The 16464-nt window shown below is 59.7% G+C and carries 14 protein-coding genes; 4 read left to right on the top strand and 10 right to left on the bottom strand.

Annotation, left to right across the window (positions count from 1 at the left end; all coding sequences use genetic code 11):
- Nucleotides 1-17 precede the first annotated feature (17 nt).
- Nucleotides 18-1199: a putative lipid II flippase FtsW gene (gene ftsW / locus G485_RS24695; protein WP_035154310.1), complete on the top strand. Its 1182-nt coding sequence runs from the start codon at nt 18-20 to the stop codon at nt 1197-1199.
- A 155-nt stretch (nt 1200-1354) separates the two neighbouring features.
- Here the strand turns inward: ftsW and G485_RS0101020 are convergent, their stop codons facing one another.
- Nucleotides 1355-1735, bottom strand: coding sequence for an Asp23/Gls24 family envelope stress response protein (locus G485_RS0101020; RefSeq protein WP_027090976.1), 381 nt, complete (start codon nt 1733-1735; stop codon nt 1355-1357).
- Between the two features lie 169 nt (nt 1736-1904).
- On the opposite strand from G485_RS0101020, the gene cax reads away from it, so the two are divergent.
- Nucleotides 1905-2963 (top strand): calcium/proton exchanger, encoded by a 1059-nt coding sequence (gene cax, locus G485_RS0101025; protein WP_027090977.1) that lies wholly within the window; start codon nt 1905-1907, stop codon nt 2961-2963.
- Between the two features lie 74 nt (nt 2964-3037).
- On the opposite strand, the gene G485_RS0101030 is transcribed toward cax, so the two are convergent.
- The 6 genes from G485_RS0101030 to G485_RS0101055 all read right to left on the bottom strand — a co-directional run bounded on the left by G485_RS0101030 (nt 3038) and on the right by G485_RS0101055 (nt 8597).
- Complete coding sequence (locus tag G485_RS0101030) at nt 3038-3328, bottom strand: Fpa/YlaN family protein (protein ID WP_027090978.1); 291 nt, start codon at nt 3326-3328, stop codon at nt 3038-3040.
- Between the two features lie 163 nt (nt 3329-3491).
- Nucleotides 3492-4094: a DedA family protein gene (locus tag G485_RS0101035; RefSeq protein ID WP_051317930.1), complete on the bottom strand. Its 603-nt coding sequence runs from the start codon at nt 4092-4094 to the stop codon at nt 3492-3494.
- 104 nt (nt 4095-4198) lie between these two features.
- Nucleotides 4199-4438 carry an HPr family phosphocarrier protein gene (locus G485_RS0101040; protein WP_027090980.1) on the bottom strand — a complete coding sequence of 80 codons (240 nt, stop codon included), beginning with the start codon at nt 4436-4438 and terminating at the stop codon, nt 4199-4201.
- Between the two features lie 83 nt (nt 4439-4521).
- On the bottom strand, nt 4522-5637 hold the full coding sequence (locus tag G485_RS0101045) for an aminopeptidase (RefSeq protein ID WP_027090981.1): 1116 nt from the start codon (nt 5635-5637) through the stop codon (nt 4522-4524).
- A gap of 29 nt (nt 5638-5666) precedes the next feature.
- Complete coding sequence (locus G485_RS0101050) at nt 5667-6425, bottom strand: hypothetical protein (RefSeq protein ID WP_027090982.1); 759 nt, start codon at nt 6423-6425, stop codon at nt 5667-5669.
- A gap of 183 nt (nt 6426-6608) precedes the next feature.
- A complete protein-coding gene (locus G485_RS0101055) occupies nt 6609-8597 on the bottom strand; it encodes a sensor domain-containing diguanylate cyclase (protein ID WP_051317931.1) in 1989 nt (662 codons plus the stop codon).
- A 383-nt stretch (nt 8598-8980) separates the two neighbouring features.
- On the opposite strand from G485_RS0101055, the gene rpsD reads away from it, so the two are divergent.
- Complete coding sequence (gene rpsD / locus G485_RS0101060; RefSeq protein WP_027090984.1) at nt 8981-9580, top strand: 30S ribosomal protein S4; 600 nt, start codon at nt 8981-8983, stop codon at nt 9578-9580.
- Nucleotides 9581-9679: 99 nt separating this feature from the next.
- Here the strand turns inward: rpsD and G485_RS24700 are convergent, their stop codons facing one another.
- The 3 genes from G485_RS24700 to tyrS all read right to left on the bottom strand — a co-directional run bounded on the left by G485_RS24700 (nt 9680) and on the right by tyrS (nt 13228).
- Entirely contained in the window at nt 9680-11182 is a 1503-nt protein-coding gene (locus tag G485_RS24700; protein WP_035154312.1) for a flotillin family protein, read from the bottom strand.
- 45 nt (nt 11183-11227) lie between these two features.
- Nucleotides 11228-11752 (bottom strand): NfeD family membrane protein, encoded by a 525-nt coding sequence (locus tag G485_RS0101070; protein WP_027090985.1) that lies wholly within the window; start codon nt 11750-11752, stop codon nt 11228-11230.
- Between the two features lie 216 nt (nt 11753-11968).
- A complete protein-coding gene (gene tyrS / locus G485_RS0101075; protein WP_027090986.1) occupies nt 11969-13228 on the bottom strand; it encodes a tyrosine--tRNA ligase in 1260 nt (419 codons plus the stop codon).
- Nucleotides 13229-13347: 119 nt separating this feature from the next.
- Between tyrS and G485_RS0101080 the strand changes: the two genes are divergently transcribed.
- Nucleotides 13348-16446 (top strand): penicillin-binding protein 1A, encoded by a 3099-nt coding sequence (locus G485_RS0101080; protein ID WP_027090987.1) that lies wholly within the window; start codon nt 13348-13350, stop codon nt 16444-16446.
- Nucleotides 16447-16464: the final 18 nt, after the last annotated feature.

Here is a 16464-nt window from a genome sequence, read left to right on the forward strand (position 1 = left end):
GGCCGGGGGACGAAGAAATGAAGACCCCTGCAGGCGGCGGGCGGGGAACGCCGGATTTCCTGCTGCTTATTCTGACGCTGCTCATGGTCGGATTCGGCTTGGTCATGGTATTCAGCGCCAGCTCGAGCATGACCGTCGTATCCAAGAAGTACGGGTACGACGCTTTGTATTTTACGAAGCGACAATTGATGTGGGCCGGAATCGGAACGTTCATGATGCTTTTCCTCATGAACGTTTCTTACGTGAAGTTCAAGAAATGGTTCGCTCCGTTTCTGTTCGTCTCCATCCTGCTGCTGATGATCGTGCCGTTCGCATCCTCGGACATTAACGGCGCGCACAGCTGGCTCAGCCTGGGAGGCTTTTCGATCCAGCCGACCGAGTTCGCCAAGATTGCGGTCATTCTCTACTTGGCCTCCATCATTACGAAGAAGGAGGACAAGTTTCGGGAATTCAAGCGCGGGCTGCTCCCGGTCATGATCGTCATCGGAATCGTCGCCGGCCTCATTATGCTCCAGCCCGATCTGGGATCCTGCCTCATTCTGGTCATGTGCGCCACGGCGATGATCGTCGCCGGCGGCGCGAACCTGAAGCATGTGTTCCTGTCGGCGGGCGTGCTCGCAGGCATCGGCGCCTTGGGTTTGAGCCTTTATTTTTTGACTCATCCGGACTTCGACGGAGGCTATCGTCTCGCCCGCTTCACCGTTTTTCTGGATCCGTTCTCGGACTCGCAAGGCTACGGCCTTCAACTGCTCCGCTCGCTCGAGGCGTTCGGTCACGGCGGTCTAACCGGCGCGGGACTCGGGAACAGCGTACAGAAGCTTTTTTACTTGCCGTACGCCTATAACGACTTTATTTTCGCCGTCATAGCCGAGGAGCTCGGCTTTATCGGAACGAGCCTGTTCCTGCTGTTCTACCTGCTGTTCCTCTGGCGGGCGCTGATCGTCTCGCTTCGCTGTCCCGACATCTTCGGAACGCTGGTCGGCGTCGGCATGGTGTCGCTGATCGGGCTGCAGGCTCTGATTAATATGGGCGGCGTCAGCGTCGCCATTCCGCTTACGGGCGTTACGCTTCCGTTCATTAGCTACGGCGGGTCCTCCTTGCTGGCCTTGATGATGGGCATGGGTATCCTGCTCAGCATCTCAAGAGAGTACAACCGGGACGGCCGAGACGTCCGGGAAGCCGCTCAACGGAGAAGGTAAGACTCTACCTGCAAAGGACCGCTCACCTGCCCAGCCGGATCGGCCGCTTAACGGCGAGTCTCCGCAAGCGGGATTCGCATAAGCGGCGATTCGATATTGAAAAAGCGCCTCTATCCGGCCGATAACCGGAAGAGGCGCTTTTTTGCTTCTCTCGTTTATTTCACCCGCTGGCTGTCGTCGCTCTCCGTCTCGTCCTTGAAGGCGACGCCTTCGACTTTGACGTTCACTTCCACGACGCGAAGACCGGTCATGTTCTCCACCGCTTCGCGAACGTTCTCCTGAAGACGAACGCCGACCTCTTGAATCGGAATGCCGTACTGTACGACAATCCGCAAATCGATGGCCGCCTCGACTTGGCCGACCTCGACCGACACGCCCTTCTGCGCGTTGCGCCCGCTCAGCCGTTTGGCAAGTCCCTCGGAGATCCCTCCGGACATCGCGGCGACTCCCGGCGTTTCCAGCGCCGCGAGGCCGGCTATGGTGGCAACGACATCGTCGGAAATACGAATCAATCCTTGCTGCAGCTCTTCGGTCATCGGCGGCTCACACTCCCGGAACATTATCACTCCTATTGTAAAGGAAGAAGCCGCCACAAGGCAACAAGACGGCTTTTCCGCCGTTCACATTTACTTCATCTTTTATTTTGGATATAGTAAGAAAGTCAAGCTCATTCCCAAGTTCCCCCATTCGAGAGGTGTCGTACAGTTGAAGAAGTTGTTTTTCCCCTTGCTCATCGTTTTTTTCGTTCTTAGCGCGATCGCGCATTATGCGCATTGGAACGTGACGTTGCAGTTCGTTCTCTCCGCCGTCGCCGTCATTTTCGTGGCGGGGTTCCTCGGCAAGGCGACGGAAGCGGTCGCCCACTACGCGGGCCAACGGCTGGGCGGATTTCTGAACGCGACGTTCGGCAATGCCGCCGAGCTCATTATTGCGATATTTCTCGTCAAGGAAGGCCTGTTCGACATGGTCAAGGCCAGCCTGACAGGTTCGATTATCGGCAACCTGCTGCTCGTGCTCGGGGCCAGCGCGTTTGCGGGCGGGCTTAAATTCAAGGAGCAAAAATTCAACATTCATCTGGCCGGGCAGAACGCCTCCTTGATGCTGCTGGGCGTCATTGCGCTGTTCATCCCCGCCGTCTTCGTCAAAACGGAGCATCTGTCCTCGCAAGATACGATGTCGGTCAGCGTCACCGTAGCCGCCGTTCTGATCGTCGCTTATGCAGGATGGCTCGTGTACTCGATGATCACGCACAAAAGCCTGCTCGAGGACAACGAAGAGACGAAGCCGGACCACGGCGAGACGGCCGCCTGGTCGCGAGGCAAGTCCGTACTGTATCTCGTGCTGGCCACCGTCATGGTCGCCTTCGTCAGCGAATGGCTGGTCGGGACCTTGGAAGTGTTCACGCACAAATTCGGGCTGTCCGAGCTGTTCGTCGGCGCCTTCATCGTCGCCATTGTCGGCAACGCCGCCGAACACAGCGCCGCGGTCATGCTCGCCTTGAAGAACAAGATCGGCGCCGCCGTGGAGATCGCCGTCGGAAGCAGCCTGCAGATCGCCCTGTTCGTCGCTCCCGTGCTCGTCTTCGTCAGCCTCTTTTTCAATAACCATATGGACATCCTCTTCTCGACCATCGAATTGGCCGCGATCGGCGTCGCCGTGCTGATCGCGACCTCCATCTCGCGGGACGGCGCGACCACCTGGTACGAAGGGAAGCTGCTGCTGCTCGTTTATATCGTGCTCGGCGTCGCCTTCTTCTTCGTCTGACATCGGCCAAACGCACAAAAAGCCTTGGAACGGCCAACCGGCCCCTCCAAGGCTTCTTGCATCTCAAGAGAAATTTATGCGTCCCTCTGCGCCATCGCTTCGTATAGCAAGGCAAGGTTGCGCTCCAGCTGCATGATCAGAAGCTTGCCTGCGCCTTCGTCCACGAGTCCCGCCCGCACCGCAAAATCGACCGCCCGCGAGAAGCCGTACATTTGGGTGTCCAGCACTTCCTCATAAAGCGGGCATTTGCGGGTCGCCAGATTCTCCATTTGGATGGCGATCAGTTTCTCGATTTTGTCCGCATCTTCCTGCAGGAGGCGAAGCGCCTTCTGATTCAGGTGCACCATGACATCCGATGAAGCCATTCCAACTCCCCCTGTGCCCTTACTTGCCAACCAATGCTATACCTTTCATATTAGACGAAATCGGCCGCAAGCACAAGGACAGGAACCCGCTAAATCGCTTTATTCGCAAGAAAACCCGAAGGAAGCTCCGGCGTCCCGTCTAAGACGGAAGACGGCCGGGGCCTCAGCTTCGAACGCCGACTCGCCAACGCCACAGCAAGGCCGTTACGGACAGGAGCGCGGCTCCCGCGATCAGATAGACGAAATTGCGGTGGACGATGGCGGTCACTTCTCTCCAATGTTCCCCCAGCAATACCCCGATAAGCTCGAACACGCTCGTCCACAGCAGGGCGCCGATCGCCGCGTACAGCGCGAACGAACGGTACGGGCGCCTGCCGACGCCCGCGAGCACTGCCGTCGCGTGCCGAAGACCGGGCACGAAGTAGCCGATCAGAATGATCGCCTGGCCCCACTTGGCGAAGAGCTTCTCGTGTCGCTCCAGCCGGGACGGCGAGAAGCCGATCCGGCGGCCGTATTTCTCCAGCAGCCTCAAGCCGATAACGCGGCCAAGCGTGTAGCTGGCCGACATTCCGACGACGCTGCCGGAGACGGCTGCGAGCATCGTCCAGCCCAGATGCATGCTTCCGCGCGACATGAGGTAGCCGGCGGCGGTCAGCAGCACTTCGTCGGGAACCGGGAGCCCGACGATGCCGAGCGACATCGCACCGAACAGGCCTATGTATTGGTAGCGGAACACCAGTTCGAGAAGTTGATCGGTAATCGACACGGGAACATCTCCTTGCTTTGGGAGAACGCCCCCGTCCGGGACGGACGGGGGCGTTCGGCTCATGCTGTCTGTCTATTCATTCCACGATGCCTTATGAAGGCGGATTAATCCACGATCGTGACATTCAAATTGTGCTTCGCGAATACCGCCGCCAGCTCCTTCTTCGCCTCGTCGGCATCGGGGCCGTGCACGTGCAATTCGTAAGCGTGTCCGCCTACCAGCGTCGTGAACAGCCCGAGGATGCTCTTCACATCAATGTATTTATTCTCGGCTTGAAGCACGATGGAAGAGCGGAATTTGTTGGCGGTTTGAGACAATTCCACGATAGCTGCGTTGTTGGACATGGAAATCCCTCCAGATAATAGGGTGGTCAATTACTTCCCTCATCATACCTTGATTTTACCATGACGTGCAAGAGGAAAACGCTTTATTTCAACGCTTCCGGGTTAAGCCCCTGCAGCTCGGGAAGGACGAACAGCCCGTCTTTGCGGATGAGCACGTCGTCGAAATAAATCTCTCCGCCGCCGTACTCCGGCCGCTGAATGAGCACCAGATCCCAGTGGACGGACGAGCGGTTGCCGTTGTCGCAATCCTCGTAGGCCTGACCGGGCGTGAAGTGCAGGCTGCCCGCGATTTTCTCGTCGAACAGAGTGTCCTTCATCGGATGCAAAATGTACGGGTTGAATCCGAGGCTGAATTCCCCGATGTAACGGGCGCCTTCGTCCGTGTCGAGCACCTGGTTGATCCGGTCCGTGTCGTTCGCCGTCGCATGGACGATTTTTCCGTTTTCGAACGTAAACCGGATGTTCTCGAACGTGAAGCCGTTGCGGACGCTCGGCGTGTTGTAAGCGATCGTTCCGTTCACGGAATCCCGGATCGGGCAAGAGTAAACTTCCCCGTCCGGAATGTTGCGCTTGCCGGAGCATTTCTTGGCTCCGATGCCTTTGATCGAGAACGTCAAATCCGTTCCCGGGGAGACGATCCGCACTTTGTCTGTGCGCTCCATCAACGCGTGCAACGGTTCCATCGCCCGGTCCATCTTGGCGTAGTCCAGGTTGCAGACGTCGAAATAAAAGTCCTCGAACGCCTCCGTGCTCTTATTGGCAAGCTGGGCCATCGAATCGTTCGGGTAGCGGAGAACGACCCATTTCGTCCGTTTCACCCGCTGCTCCAGATGCACGGGGTGCTGGTAGATGCTCTCGTACAGCTTGAGCTTGTCGGGCGGAATGTCGGACCATTCGCTCGCGTTGCCGCTCGCGCGAATTCCTATGTAGCCTTGCATCCGTTCCATTCGGTTCAGATCGTAAGCGGCCCAGGTTTTGAGCTGCTCTTCCGTCGCATTGCGGAGCAACGTCCGCGTGACGGAGCGGTCCTCGATCTCGACGAACGGATGTCCTCCGCGCTTCGCCACTTCCTCGATCAAACATTTGAGCAACTCCCGCTCGGAGCCGATCATCTCGATCAGCACGTTGTCGCCCGGCCGAACGTCGATTGAATAGCCGGCCAGATTGGCGGCGAGTTTCTGCAGACGCGGATCGCGCATCGTTGTTCCTCCCAGCATGGTCATGATTCCTAACGGTCGGAGAGAGGCTTCATGCCTTCCGACCTCCCTATTGTATCACTGTCTCGCCGCGCTCGAAAACTCGTCACGGAGGATCTTTTTTCCACATACGCCTTGCCGGCGATCGTGTACCGGAGAACGGTCTCCTCCTTGAGCTGCAACGGAAACCATGTGCGGCGGTCCGCGGTCCACCGGCAGACGGTCGATGCCTCCAGCGTGGCCAGCGCTTCGCGGAACCGCCCCTCCGCCTCTTCTCCCGCCGCCGGCCCGGCGCGCTTCCCTCCCGAGGACGCGGCGATCAGCGTTGCGGCGAGGCTCCCCGTCGCGCTCCATTCCGCCCGCAGCGCCTCCTGCATCCGTCTGCGGGCGGCATCGGGCCGCAGCGTGACGGTCAGCACGACGGCCTTCCCGTTCGAAGACCCGTAAGCCACCTCCGCGGCATGCTTTTGAACGGCATCGGCCAGCGCGAGCGGGTAATTCCACCCGAGAGGGGCCGCACCGGAGGACGGCTCCCCATTCAACACGACGGTCCGGTGGCCGGACACTTCTCCGCGATACCGGCGCGGAACGCCCGCCCGGCCGCTAGCGTCGTAGGCAACGGTCTCTCCTTCGAACGTGAAGCGGTCGCGGCCGGACAGCGCGGAAGCCGACAGAGCGAACGCCTGCCGCGGCGGAAGCTCGGAGGAAGCCGAACATCCGGCGCTTCCCAGGCACGCCAGACAACAGGCGGCGATGGCGATCCCTCGCCGAACAACCCATCGAACGCGCATTCGTCTCCCCCTTTCGCTTCCTATCGTTTCCTATCGTTTCCCCGCTCCCGATCGTTATGCTTCGGCCGCGCGAAAGAGCACTGCGGCGCAAAAAAAAGACCAACCCGATCCGCCCGGTTGGTCCCTTCCCGCGAGATCGGTCCGCCTTCCGCGTTCGACCCCGCTCTCTTCCTTCCATCGGCTTTAACCGACGGCCACCTTGTTGCGTCCCTTGTGCTTGGCGTCGTACAGCGCCATGTCCGCCCGGTAGAACAGCGTCTCGACGCTGATCTTGTCGTCCGACGACGTCCATTCGGACAATCCGCAACTTACGGTCACTTGCGGATCGGTCTCTTCCTCGACCCGCCTGCGAATGCGCTCGGCCACCTTCACCGTCTGCTCCAGCCCGAGCCGCGGCAAATAGATGGCGAGCTCTTCTCCGCCCCATCTGGCGGCAATATCGGAATCCCGGATCGCCGACCGGATGATCGCGCTTACCTGGATGAGGATCGCATCTCCGATCTGGTGGCCGTACGTATCGTTCACCTTCTTGAAATGGTCGATATCGACCAGGATCAGCGAGCCGAAGTTGTCCTTCTGCAGCTTGCGCTGAATCCGCTCGTTCAGGTAATGCCGGGCGAACAGCCCGGTCAGATTGTCGGTAATGACCATCCGGCGCACTTCCGCGTGCAGCGAAGAGTTCGAGACCGCAAGCCCCAGATGGGCGGACAACACGTGAAGAAGCTTGTAATTGTCGTAAGAAAAATGGTTCGGCAGACGGTGCGTCACCATGACGGCCCCGATGACCTCCCCGTTCAGCAGCAGCGGCGAAGCGAGCAGGGACCGCGATTGCGTGACGTCCATCAGATGCGAACGGACCGGAGTCGCCGAGTGGTAATCCGACAGAATGATCGGTTCCCTGGTCGTCAGCATGACGCCGCAAAAGCCGTAGTCCTTGTCGAACTTCTCGTTGAACATCTCGGGGGCGTTCGTCGACATGACGACGAAACGCCCGTTGAGCCGATCCAACTGGAGGATGAAGCAATAATCGGCCTTGAAAATATGCAGCAGCTCGCTGTTCGCGAACTGCATCGTATCCGATAATCGCAAGCTGCTGTTAAGCCGCTGAGTCAGCTCGTTGATGAGCCGGAGCTCCCCGATCAGCGTATTGGCCTGTTCGTGAAGCTTCGCCTTCTCGAACGCCGTCCCCGCTCCCGCCGTCAGCGTCTTCATGAACTGCAAGTCCACGTCGTCGAACTCTCCCGCGGAGACGTCCATCCGAAGGACGCCGTACACGCCCTGCTTGCCCGTCAACGGAAACGCGATCCGCCTGCGGGAGCCGTCGTTTTCTTCGCGAATCTCGCCTTCCATGAACGCCTTCCAGCAAATGTCCATCTCTTGTTGATGGAAAGCGAGCGGCTTCACCTTCTCGTTGGAACTGGCGTAATCCTGCGAGAGGAACAAGTCGATACGGCACATGGCATAGACTTGCTCCAGAATGTCGAACACTTCGGCCAGAACGCTCTCGACGTCGATGTGGTCGTTGAGCCGCCTCAGGACATCGAACAGCAGGTCGCGGCGGCGTTCCTCCCTGCTGGAAAGTTGCGTGCGGTGAAGCAAATCCTGGATGAAAAGCAGTTCGAAGCGCCGGTAGAGGCAGTTGCGGAAATGCAGCGAGGCGGCCTGGAGCAGCTTCAGTTCGGCGGCTTGGGCTTCGCCGGCGGGCAGCAGGCAAGCCATCGCCGCGCAAGGAATGCCCGAGGAGCGGGTGAAAACCGGAACCGCTAGCGAATCGAAAGCCTTCATGGCGGCGGAAGTGTGTTCGTCCGAGTGAAGGACGGTGGGACGGCACGTCTCCAGCGCGACGCTGCCCGCCGTAAGCCCGATCGCTTCCTTGCTCCAGTTCCGGGGGACGGAGAAGCGGTCTTCGGCGCCGCCGCTTCCGGTCATGGCGACGGCGGTGCCGTCGGGGTGGAGGAGCACAATCGGATGATCCGACGGCCAGAGATATCCTTCGGTCTGCTCCCGCCAATCGGCGAAGCTGTCGGCCAGCAGGGAATGCGTATAAGGCATGTCCGCTTCGGACAGATCCTGCCGCTCTATCCATTGCGGCAGCTCGGTCGGCGTGCGGGGGAGGCTTGCGTCTGCTTGATCTTGCCTGTTCAATATTCGAATTTCGTCTTGATAAGCCATCCCCACTGCCTCCCTTGCCTTGCACAACGTGCCGTTTCATTTAAATTAACTATACAATGGATACAGGAATTTTGCACTATATACGGAACAAAATACAGGGACTTGGGGCGTAATTTCGCCCTGTGAATTGTTTTCCGGGATGATAGCGGTTACCGGAGGCGATGCGCTTGACATCGCCATCTGCAATCGTATAATATAACTTGTTGAATATTGGGCAAACGGTTTGTGTCACCCTCACGGAAGATTCACCGGCAGGCAGCGGCTGAGATCCTTGCCGGGTCTTGGCGGGAGACGGACAAGTCTTTCCGCCGGTTTGGAATGGACCGGCGCAACGTACCCCATTTTCAAAAAACTTATTTTTGAAAAAGGAGTCACGCACACTCATGGCACGTTATACAGGACCCAAGTTTAAATTGAGCCGCCGCCTGGGCATCTCCCTGCTCGGCAACGGCAAAGATCTGAAGCGCCCGTTCCCTCCGGGACAACACGGCGCAAACCAACGCCGCAAAGTGAGCGGCTACGGCCTCCAGTTGATGGAGAAGCAAAAACTGCGCCATATGTACGGCCTGAACGAGAAGCAATTCCGCAACCTGTTCGACCGCGCATCCAAGCTCAAAGGTAAAGCCGGCGAGAACTTCATGTTCCTGCTCGAGAGCCGTCTCGACAACCTCGTGTACCGTCTGGGCTGGGCCAACTCCCGTCCGGGTGCCCGCCAATTGGTGTCGCACGGCCACGTAACGGTCAACGGCCAGAAAGTCAACATCGCTTCCTACACGGTGCAACCGGGCGATGTGATCGGCCTGCGCGAGCGCAGCCGCGGTCTGAAGACGATCAAGGAAGCGTTGGAAGGACGTCACCATCTGCCGGCTTATCTCGACTTCAACGCGACGACGATGGAAGGCAAGTACATTCGTCTGCCGAGCCGCGACGAGCTGCCCCAAGAAATCGAAGAGCAACAAATCGTCGAGTTCTACAGCCGTTAATCGGCATCGTCAAGCGGAAGATAAAACCCCGGATCGCCCAGCGATCCGGGGTTTTATTCGTGGCATGACGCCGCGCTTGGGCGGCGCGGCATCGCGCCCTTATTCTTCCGCCGACGGCGCCGCAGGCTTCGGTCCGGACGCCGGCAGCGCCCGGTTGGTCAGCCCCTGCACCAGCTTGTCGATGTCGATGCCGGAGACGTTCTTCAGCATCTCCGGAGCGGTCGCCATCAGCGAGGTGACGTAGTTGCTGACCCGGGCCGCCCCTTCGCCGTGCCCCGTGTCGACGACGGTCAGCTTGTCGATGGAGGCGATCGGCTCCGCTACCTTGCCTGCGAGCTCCGGCAGCATCTTGACGATAATGTCGAGAACGGCGGCTTCGCCGAACTTCTCGAACGCCTGCGCCAGCTTCTCCTTCGCTTCCGCTTCCGCCAAGCCGCGCAGCCGGATGACCTCCGCTTCGGCCGAACCTTTCGCGCGTTGCGCCTCGGCTTCCGCGAGACCGTTCAGCCGCTTCTGCTCGGCGTTCGCCTGCGCTTCGGCTTCGATCTTGTACTTCATCGCGTCCGCCTCGCGGATTCGCCGCGCCTTGTCGGCTTCGGCCGCTTGCTCGACGGCGTAGCGGTCGGCGTCCGCCTTCTTCTTCACCTCGGCGTCGTACTGCTTCTCGCGGCGCAGAATTTCCTTCGCTTCCAGATCGATCTCGCGCTCCTTGCGGACGAGCTCGACCTTCATCTGCTCTTCGACGACGCTCTGCTTCGAGCGCGCCTCCTGGATGGCGTACGCCTGATCCGCTTCCGCCTTCGCCTGGTCCTGCTCCTTCTTGAAGGAAGCGACCTTGAGCTCCTTCTCCTTCGTCGCTTCGGCGATGTTCGTATCGCGCAGCAGTTCCGCCTTCTGCCCTTCCTCCTCGGCGAGCGCCTTCTGAATCCGCGAATCCCGGATCGCCTGCGCTTCCGCGATGTCCGCGTCGCGCTTGACGGCCGCGATCCGCGGCTTGCCGAGCGCCTCCAGATAACCGTGCTTGTCGCGGACGTCCTTGATCGTGAACGAGACGATCTGCAGCCCCATCTTCTTCAAATCCCGCGCCGCCACGCCTTGAACCTCTTGAGCGAATTTGTCGCGGTTGCGGTAAACCTCCTCGACCGTCATCGTGCCGAGAATGGCGCGCAGATGGCCTTCGAGCACTTCCTGCGCTTCGCCCTTGAGCGATTCCGTCGGCTTGCCCATGAACTGCTCGGCCGCCGTGGCGACGTCCTCGACGGAGCCTCCGATCTTGATGATCGCCACCGCGTCGGTCATAACCGGCACACCTTGCTCCGTATACACTTCGGGCGTGGTGACGTCGAGCTTATGAGACAAAAGCGATAAAAATTGCGCTTGCTGAAAGATCGGAAGAATAAAAGCGCCTCCGCCCCGGACGATCTTGATCCTGCGGCCGGATTCGTCGACGGCCACGTTCTTGGTTCCGAGGAAAGAACCGGTCACGATCATCGCTTCGTCGGGCGACACCGTTTTATAGCGGGCCCAGAATGCCAGGCCGAGGACGACCAGCACCGCCACCACCAAAATCGGTATGTACAAATAATCCGGGAAATTTTCCATCCGCACAGCCCCTTCCTTTTCTATTTGAAATGAAGAATAAAGCCGCTAATCCATCCGAGAGACGTAAAGCGTTCCTTCCTTGACTTCCACGACGACGACGCGCGCGCCCGCCGGAACCTCTTCGCCGTCGAAGCTCGCCGCGACGTGGTTGACGTTGCCGGCGCCGACCTTTACGAGCACCTCGCCGCAGCCGGACGCCGGAATCGGCGTGAGCACCTCCGCGCGTTTCCCCGCCAGCTCCGACACCGAGTAGCCGGTCGAATTTTCGACGTTTCGCATCGGCCGTACGTACACGAAATACATCCCCGCTCCGACGACCGCCGCGGAGGCCCCAGCGACGGCATAAACGCCCGGACTCGGCCAATTCCCGTACCGGTGCAGCAGCAAACCCGCGCCTCCGAACACCGTGATGACGCCGGACAGCACGACCGGCTGGAACAGATGATGGACGTCGATCGACAGCCACCCGAACAGGCCGTCCGTCGCGCCGCCCAGGGCGTCTCCGAATACGAGCGTCACGACGGCCATCAGCGCGCCGAAGACGAGGCAGCACCAAAACACCGCATCCATAGGCACCCTCTCCTTCCCGTTGAAACCCCTTTACTTCCCTCCCTAGATTATACGTAATAGAGAAGGGTAAAGTTTCTATCCGAAGTCCCAGAAAGAATCGTCATCGTTCGACGGCAAGCCAAACTGCGGGAACGCAAAACCCGCCTCGGACGTCACGGAGCTGCAAGCAGCCGCAACCGCAGAGGCGGGTTTGAAAAGATCGAGTGCTATGGATCGTTATTTGAGCGCGATCTTGGCGAATTTCCGTTTGCCGACCTGGATGACGTCTCCGTCGTTCGGCGCGATCTCGCCGTTCGGATCGAGCAGCTTCTCTTCGTTGAGCCGCACCGCGCCTTGCTGAATGCTGCGGCGCGCTTCGCTGATCGAAGGCTGCAAGCCGAGCAGCGTCAGCAGCTTCGTCACGCGGATCGAACCGTTCACCAGCTCGGCGGCCGGCAGCGCGATCTCTTCGATGTCTTCCGGCAGCGCGCGCTTCTGGAACACGGTGACGAAGTGATCTTCGGCCGCCGCGGCCGCTTCTTCGCCGTGGTACATGCGGACGAACGTGCGGGCCAGGCGCATCTTCGCGTCGCGGGGATGGACGGTGCCGTCGGCGAGCCCGTCGCGCAGAGCGGCCAGCTCTTCGTTCGAAATATCGGTGGCGAGCTCGTAATATTTCAGCATCAGCTCGTCCGGGATGCTCATCGCCTTGCCGTAAATCTGGTTCGGCTCCTCGTCGATGCCGATGTAGTTGCCGAGGCTCTTGCTCATCTTGTTCACGCCGTCGAGGCCTTCGAGCAGCGGCAGCATGAGCGCGGCTTGCGCCGCCTTGCCGTATTCGCGCTGAAGGGTGCGGCCCATGAGCAGGTTGAACTTCTGGTCCGTCCCGCCCAGCTCCACGTCGGACTCCAGGACGACCGAATCGTAGCCTTGCATGAGCGGATAGAAAAATTCGTGCACGCTGATCGGCTGGCCCGACTGGAACCGCTTCGTGAAGTCGTCGCGCTCCATCATCCGGGCGACCGTGATCTTGGCGGCCAATTGAATGACGTCGCTGAAATTCAGCGGGGACAGCCACTCCGAATTAAAGTAAACCGTTGTCCGTTCCGGATCGAGAATTTTGAAAATTTGCTTCTGATACGTCTCCGCATTGCGTTTGACGTCCTCTTCGGACAATTGCTTGCGCGTCTCCGACTTGCCCGTCGGGTCGCCGATCCGGCCGGTGAAATCGCCGATGATCAGCTGCACGTGGTGGCCGAGCTGCTGGAACTGCCGCAGCTTCTGAAGCACGACCGTATGACCGACGTGAATGTCCGGCGCCGAAGGGTCGAGCCCCAGCTTCACCTTCAGCGGACGTCCCGTCGCAACCGCTTCCGCCACTTTGGCTTCGAGCTCCTCCTCGGGCACGATTTCCGCCGCGCCGCGCCGGATCAATTCCAGCTGGCGCCGGACCTCCTGCTGCTGCTCGGGCGTCAAAGTTCGTTTTTCCTCTGCCATCTCCGTTCGTTGCCTCGCATTCCTTCGCAATTTCTCTCTTTATAGCACACCCTTTCGAAAGAAGTCAAACGATCGGCAGTTATGCTATAATAGTTCTGGTTCGTTGAAGGAGGCCGTTTATGAACGATACGAAACAGATCCCTAGGCCGAAGGAGCGGGGAGGCTCCGGCTGGTGGTTGGCCGCACGCATCTTCCTCTATACCCTCCTCTGGCTCATCCTGTTCGGCATCTTGACGGGGCTTGTCGCCGCAGGCGCCGCAGGGGGATATATCGCCGCACTGGTCAAGGACGACCCGGTTCGTCCGAGAGCCCTCATCGAAGAGAAAATCAACGAGAACAGCATTACGGGCTTCGTCTACTTCCGCGACAATACGCTGGTCGGCCAGCTGCGCACGGAGGAAGACCGCCAACCGGTTACATACGACCAAATTCCGCAGAAAATCATCGACGCCGTCGTGTCGATCGAGGACCGGAACTTTTTCAACCATATCGGCATCGATACGAACGGATTGCTGCGCGCCGTCAAGCAGCAGCTTCTGAACGAGGACGTGCAGACGGGCGGCAGCACGCTCACCCAGCAGCTCGCGCGTCAGGTGTTCCTTACGCTGGACAAGACGACGAGCCGCAAGGCGAAGGAAATTTTCCTCTCGCTTCGGCTGGAACGGTTTTTGAGCAAGGAGCAAATCATCACGGCCTATTTGAACAAGATCAATTACGGCAACAGCTCGTCCGGCTACAATATATACGGCATCAAGGCTGCCGCCAAAGGCATCTTCGGCCTGGAGCTGAACCAGCTGAACCTGGCGCAGGCCGCTTACCTGGCCGGACTTCCCCAGCGTCCTTCCGCCTATTCCGCCTTTACGAGCAAAGGGGAATTCAACGAGGCGAACTTCAACCGGGCGCTTGCCCGGCAGAAGCTGGTGCTGGAGAAGATGCTGGAATACGGGAAAATCACCCGGAGCGAATACGACGAGGCGGTCCGCTTCGACCTCTATTCCTCGCTCGCCAAGCCGACGGAGAAAGCTTACAACACATATCCCTATCTTATGCTCGAAGCGGAGCGCCAGGCCGCTCAGCTGCTCGTGCTGAAGCAGAACCCGGATTTGAAGCCGGAGGATCTGAACAAGAAGGAGAACGCCGCCCTTGTCGAAGACGCCCGCGAGCAACTGCTCCGCGGAGGCTACAAGGTGAAGACGACGATCGACAAGACGGTTTACGATCTGATGCACAAGATTGCCGAGGACCCGGACAACTTCGCGCCGGACGACAAGGTCAAGGGCGTGGAGCAGACGGCCGCCGTCCTGCTGGATCATAAGACCGGCGCCATTCTCGGCATGATCGAGGGACGCGACTTCCACATCGAGCAGATGAACTTTGCGACCCAGATGACGCGTCAGCCGGGCTCGACGATGAAGCCGATCGCCGCATATTTGCCCGCCATCGAGAAAGGGCTCATCCAGCCGGCGAGCGTGCTCGACGATTCTCCGATCATTTTGAACAACGGCGGCACCGGCAAGCACATTCCGAAAAACTCGAACAACAAATACGCGGGTCTCGTCACCGCCCGGACGGCGCTCAACAAGTCGATGAACATTCCGGCGCTCAAGATTTTCCTGAACAAGGTGACGATCAAAGACGCCTGGGCATTCGCGCGGAAGCTCGGCATCACGACGCTCGTCCCGAAGGACGACGAAGCCCAGACGGGCGTCATCGGCGGCCTGACGTACGGCACGAGCGTGGAAGAGCTGACGAACGCGTACGGCGCCATCGCCAACAAGGGCGTGTTCAACGACGCTTATTTGATCGAAGAAATCCGCGACGCCGAAGGCAACATCGTCTACAAGCACGAAGCGCAGCCGAAGCGGGTCGTCTCGGAGCAATCCGCCTACATCATGACGGATATGCTGCGCACCGTCGTTACGGACGGAACGGCAACCTCGATCAAATCGCTGTTCAAAAACTACGGCAAAATCCCGATCGTCGGCAAGACGGGGACGACGCAGAACTATTCCGACGTCTGGTTCGAAGGCTTTACGCCCGACATCACGCTCGGCGTATGGGCGGGCTACGAGAAATCCATCTACACGCTGTCGACGGACGGACACAATCGGGCGAAGCAAATTTGGGCGAAAATCATGAACGCGGTCACCGACGCGAAGCCGGACCTGTTCCCGACCAAATCGTTTACGAAGCCCGACGGCATCGTCTCCATGACCGTGTCGAGCGTCAGCGGCAAGCTGCCGACCGACCTGACCCGACAGGCCGGCAAGCTGGTGACGGATATTTTCAACAAGAAATATATCCCGACCGAGCAAGACGACGCGCTCGTCAAGGTCAAATACATCACGTACAACGGCGTCAATTACTTGCCGAAGCCGGAGACGCCGGAGGACTTGCTTCGCGAAGCGGTTATGGTCAAGCGGGAGAAGCCGCTGGACGAACTGATGGAGGAGATTCAGGCCGCCTTGGGCAAGGTGGCGGCGGACAAACGCAAGCCGCTGTCGTATTACTTGCCGCAGGACGCCAAGGACAGCGCCCCGTCGAGGACGGACCCGCGCACCGACGACGGGCGCAAGCCGTCCCCGCCCGGCAACGTGGCGGCAGAGACGCTGGGCGGCAACAAGGTGCGGGTGACGTTTACGCCCAGCCCGGAAGCGGACGTCGCGGGATACCGGCTGTACCGCTCGGTCAACGGCGGCTCTTACCAGAAGGTGGAGGCTTCCGTGTTCGCGGGCGACGAGCCCAAATTCGTCAACTACATCTCCGCGGGCAATTCGTATCAATATTACGTGACGGCGGTCGACGTGGCCGGCAAGGAATCGGGCCGCAGCGAAGTCGTCTCGGGCGGGTCCGATTCCGGGCCCGATCCGATCGATCCGAGCTTCCCGTTGCCGGACGGCGGAGTCAATAAGTCCGGCGGCGGGCCGTCGCCGGATTCGGGGCAAGTCGTCGGCGCGCCCTCCGCTCCTTCCGGGCTCAAGGGTCAGACCGACGAATTCGGCGTAACGCTATCCTGGAACTCGAATCCGACGCTGGACGGCGTGAACAAGTACGAGGTCTGGTACAGCTCGACCGAGAGCGGAACTTACAGGCGGCTCGGATCGACGGCTTCGACGCATTTCGAATACACGACGCTGCAGCCGGCGGGCTGGTACCGCCTGACCGCCTCCAATGCGTCGGGAACGTCCGAACCGTCGGCATCGATCGAAATCAAATAGCGACGCAAGGGAGACGGG

Source organism: Cohnella thermotolerans DSM 17683 (assembly GCF_000429825.1).
Taxonomy (GTDB): domain Bacteria; phylum Bacillota; class Bacilli; order Paenibacillales; family Paenibacillaceae; genus Cohnella; species Cohnella thermotolerans.

Excerpts from the sequence above, each read along its gene's own strand:
- G485_RS0101055 (WP_051317931.1), bottom strand. The coding sequence starts at position 8,597 with ATGGCTTATCAAGACGAAATTCGAATATTGAACAGGCAAGATCAAGCA.
- tyrS (WP_027090986.1), bottom strand. The coding sequence starts at position 13,228 with ATGGCAGAGGAAAAACGAACTTTGACGCCCGAGCAGCAGCAGGAGGTC.
- G485_RS0101080 (WP_027090987.1), top strand. The coding sequence starts at position 13,348 with ATGAACGATACGAAACAGATCCCTAGGCCGAAGGAGCGGGGAGGCTCC.
- G485_RS0101020 (WP_027090976.1), bottom strand. The coding sequence starts at position 1,735 with ATGACCGAAGAGCTGCAGCAAGGATTGATTCGTATTTCCGACGATGTC.
- G485_RS0101070 (WP_027090985.1), bottom strand. The coding sequence starts at position 11,752 with ATGGATGCGGTGTTTTGGTGCTGCCTCGTCTTCGGCGCGCTGATGGCC.
- ftsW (WP_035154310.1), top strand. The coding sequence starts at position 18 with ATGAAGACCCCTGCAGGCGGCGGGCGGGGAACGCCGGATTTCCTGCTG.
- G485_RS0101050 (WP_027090982.1), bottom strand. The coding sequence starts at position 6,425 with ATGCGCGTTCGATGGGTTGTTCGGCGAGGGATCGCCATCGCCGCCTGT.
- G485_RS24700 (WP_035154312.1), bottom strand. The coding sequence starts at position 11,182 with ATGGAAAATTTCCCGGATTATTTGTACATACCGATTTTGGTGGTGGCG.
- rpsD (WP_027090984.1), top strand. The coding sequence starts at position 8,981 with ATGGCACGTTATACAGGACCCAAGTTTAAATTGAGCCGCCGCCTGGGC.
- G485_RS0101040 (WP_027090980.1), bottom strand. The coding sequence starts at position 4,438 with ATGTCCAACAACGCAGCTATCGTGGAATTGTCTCAAACCGCCAACAAA.
- G485_RS0101030 (WP_027090978.1), bottom strand. The coding sequence starts at position 3,328 with ATGGCTTCATCGGATGTCATGGTGCACCTGAATCAGAAGGCGCTTCGC.
- G485_RS0101045 (WP_027090981.1), bottom strand. The coding sequence starts at position 5,637 with ATGCGCGATCCGCGTCTGCAGAAACTCGCCGCCAATCTGGCCGGCTAT.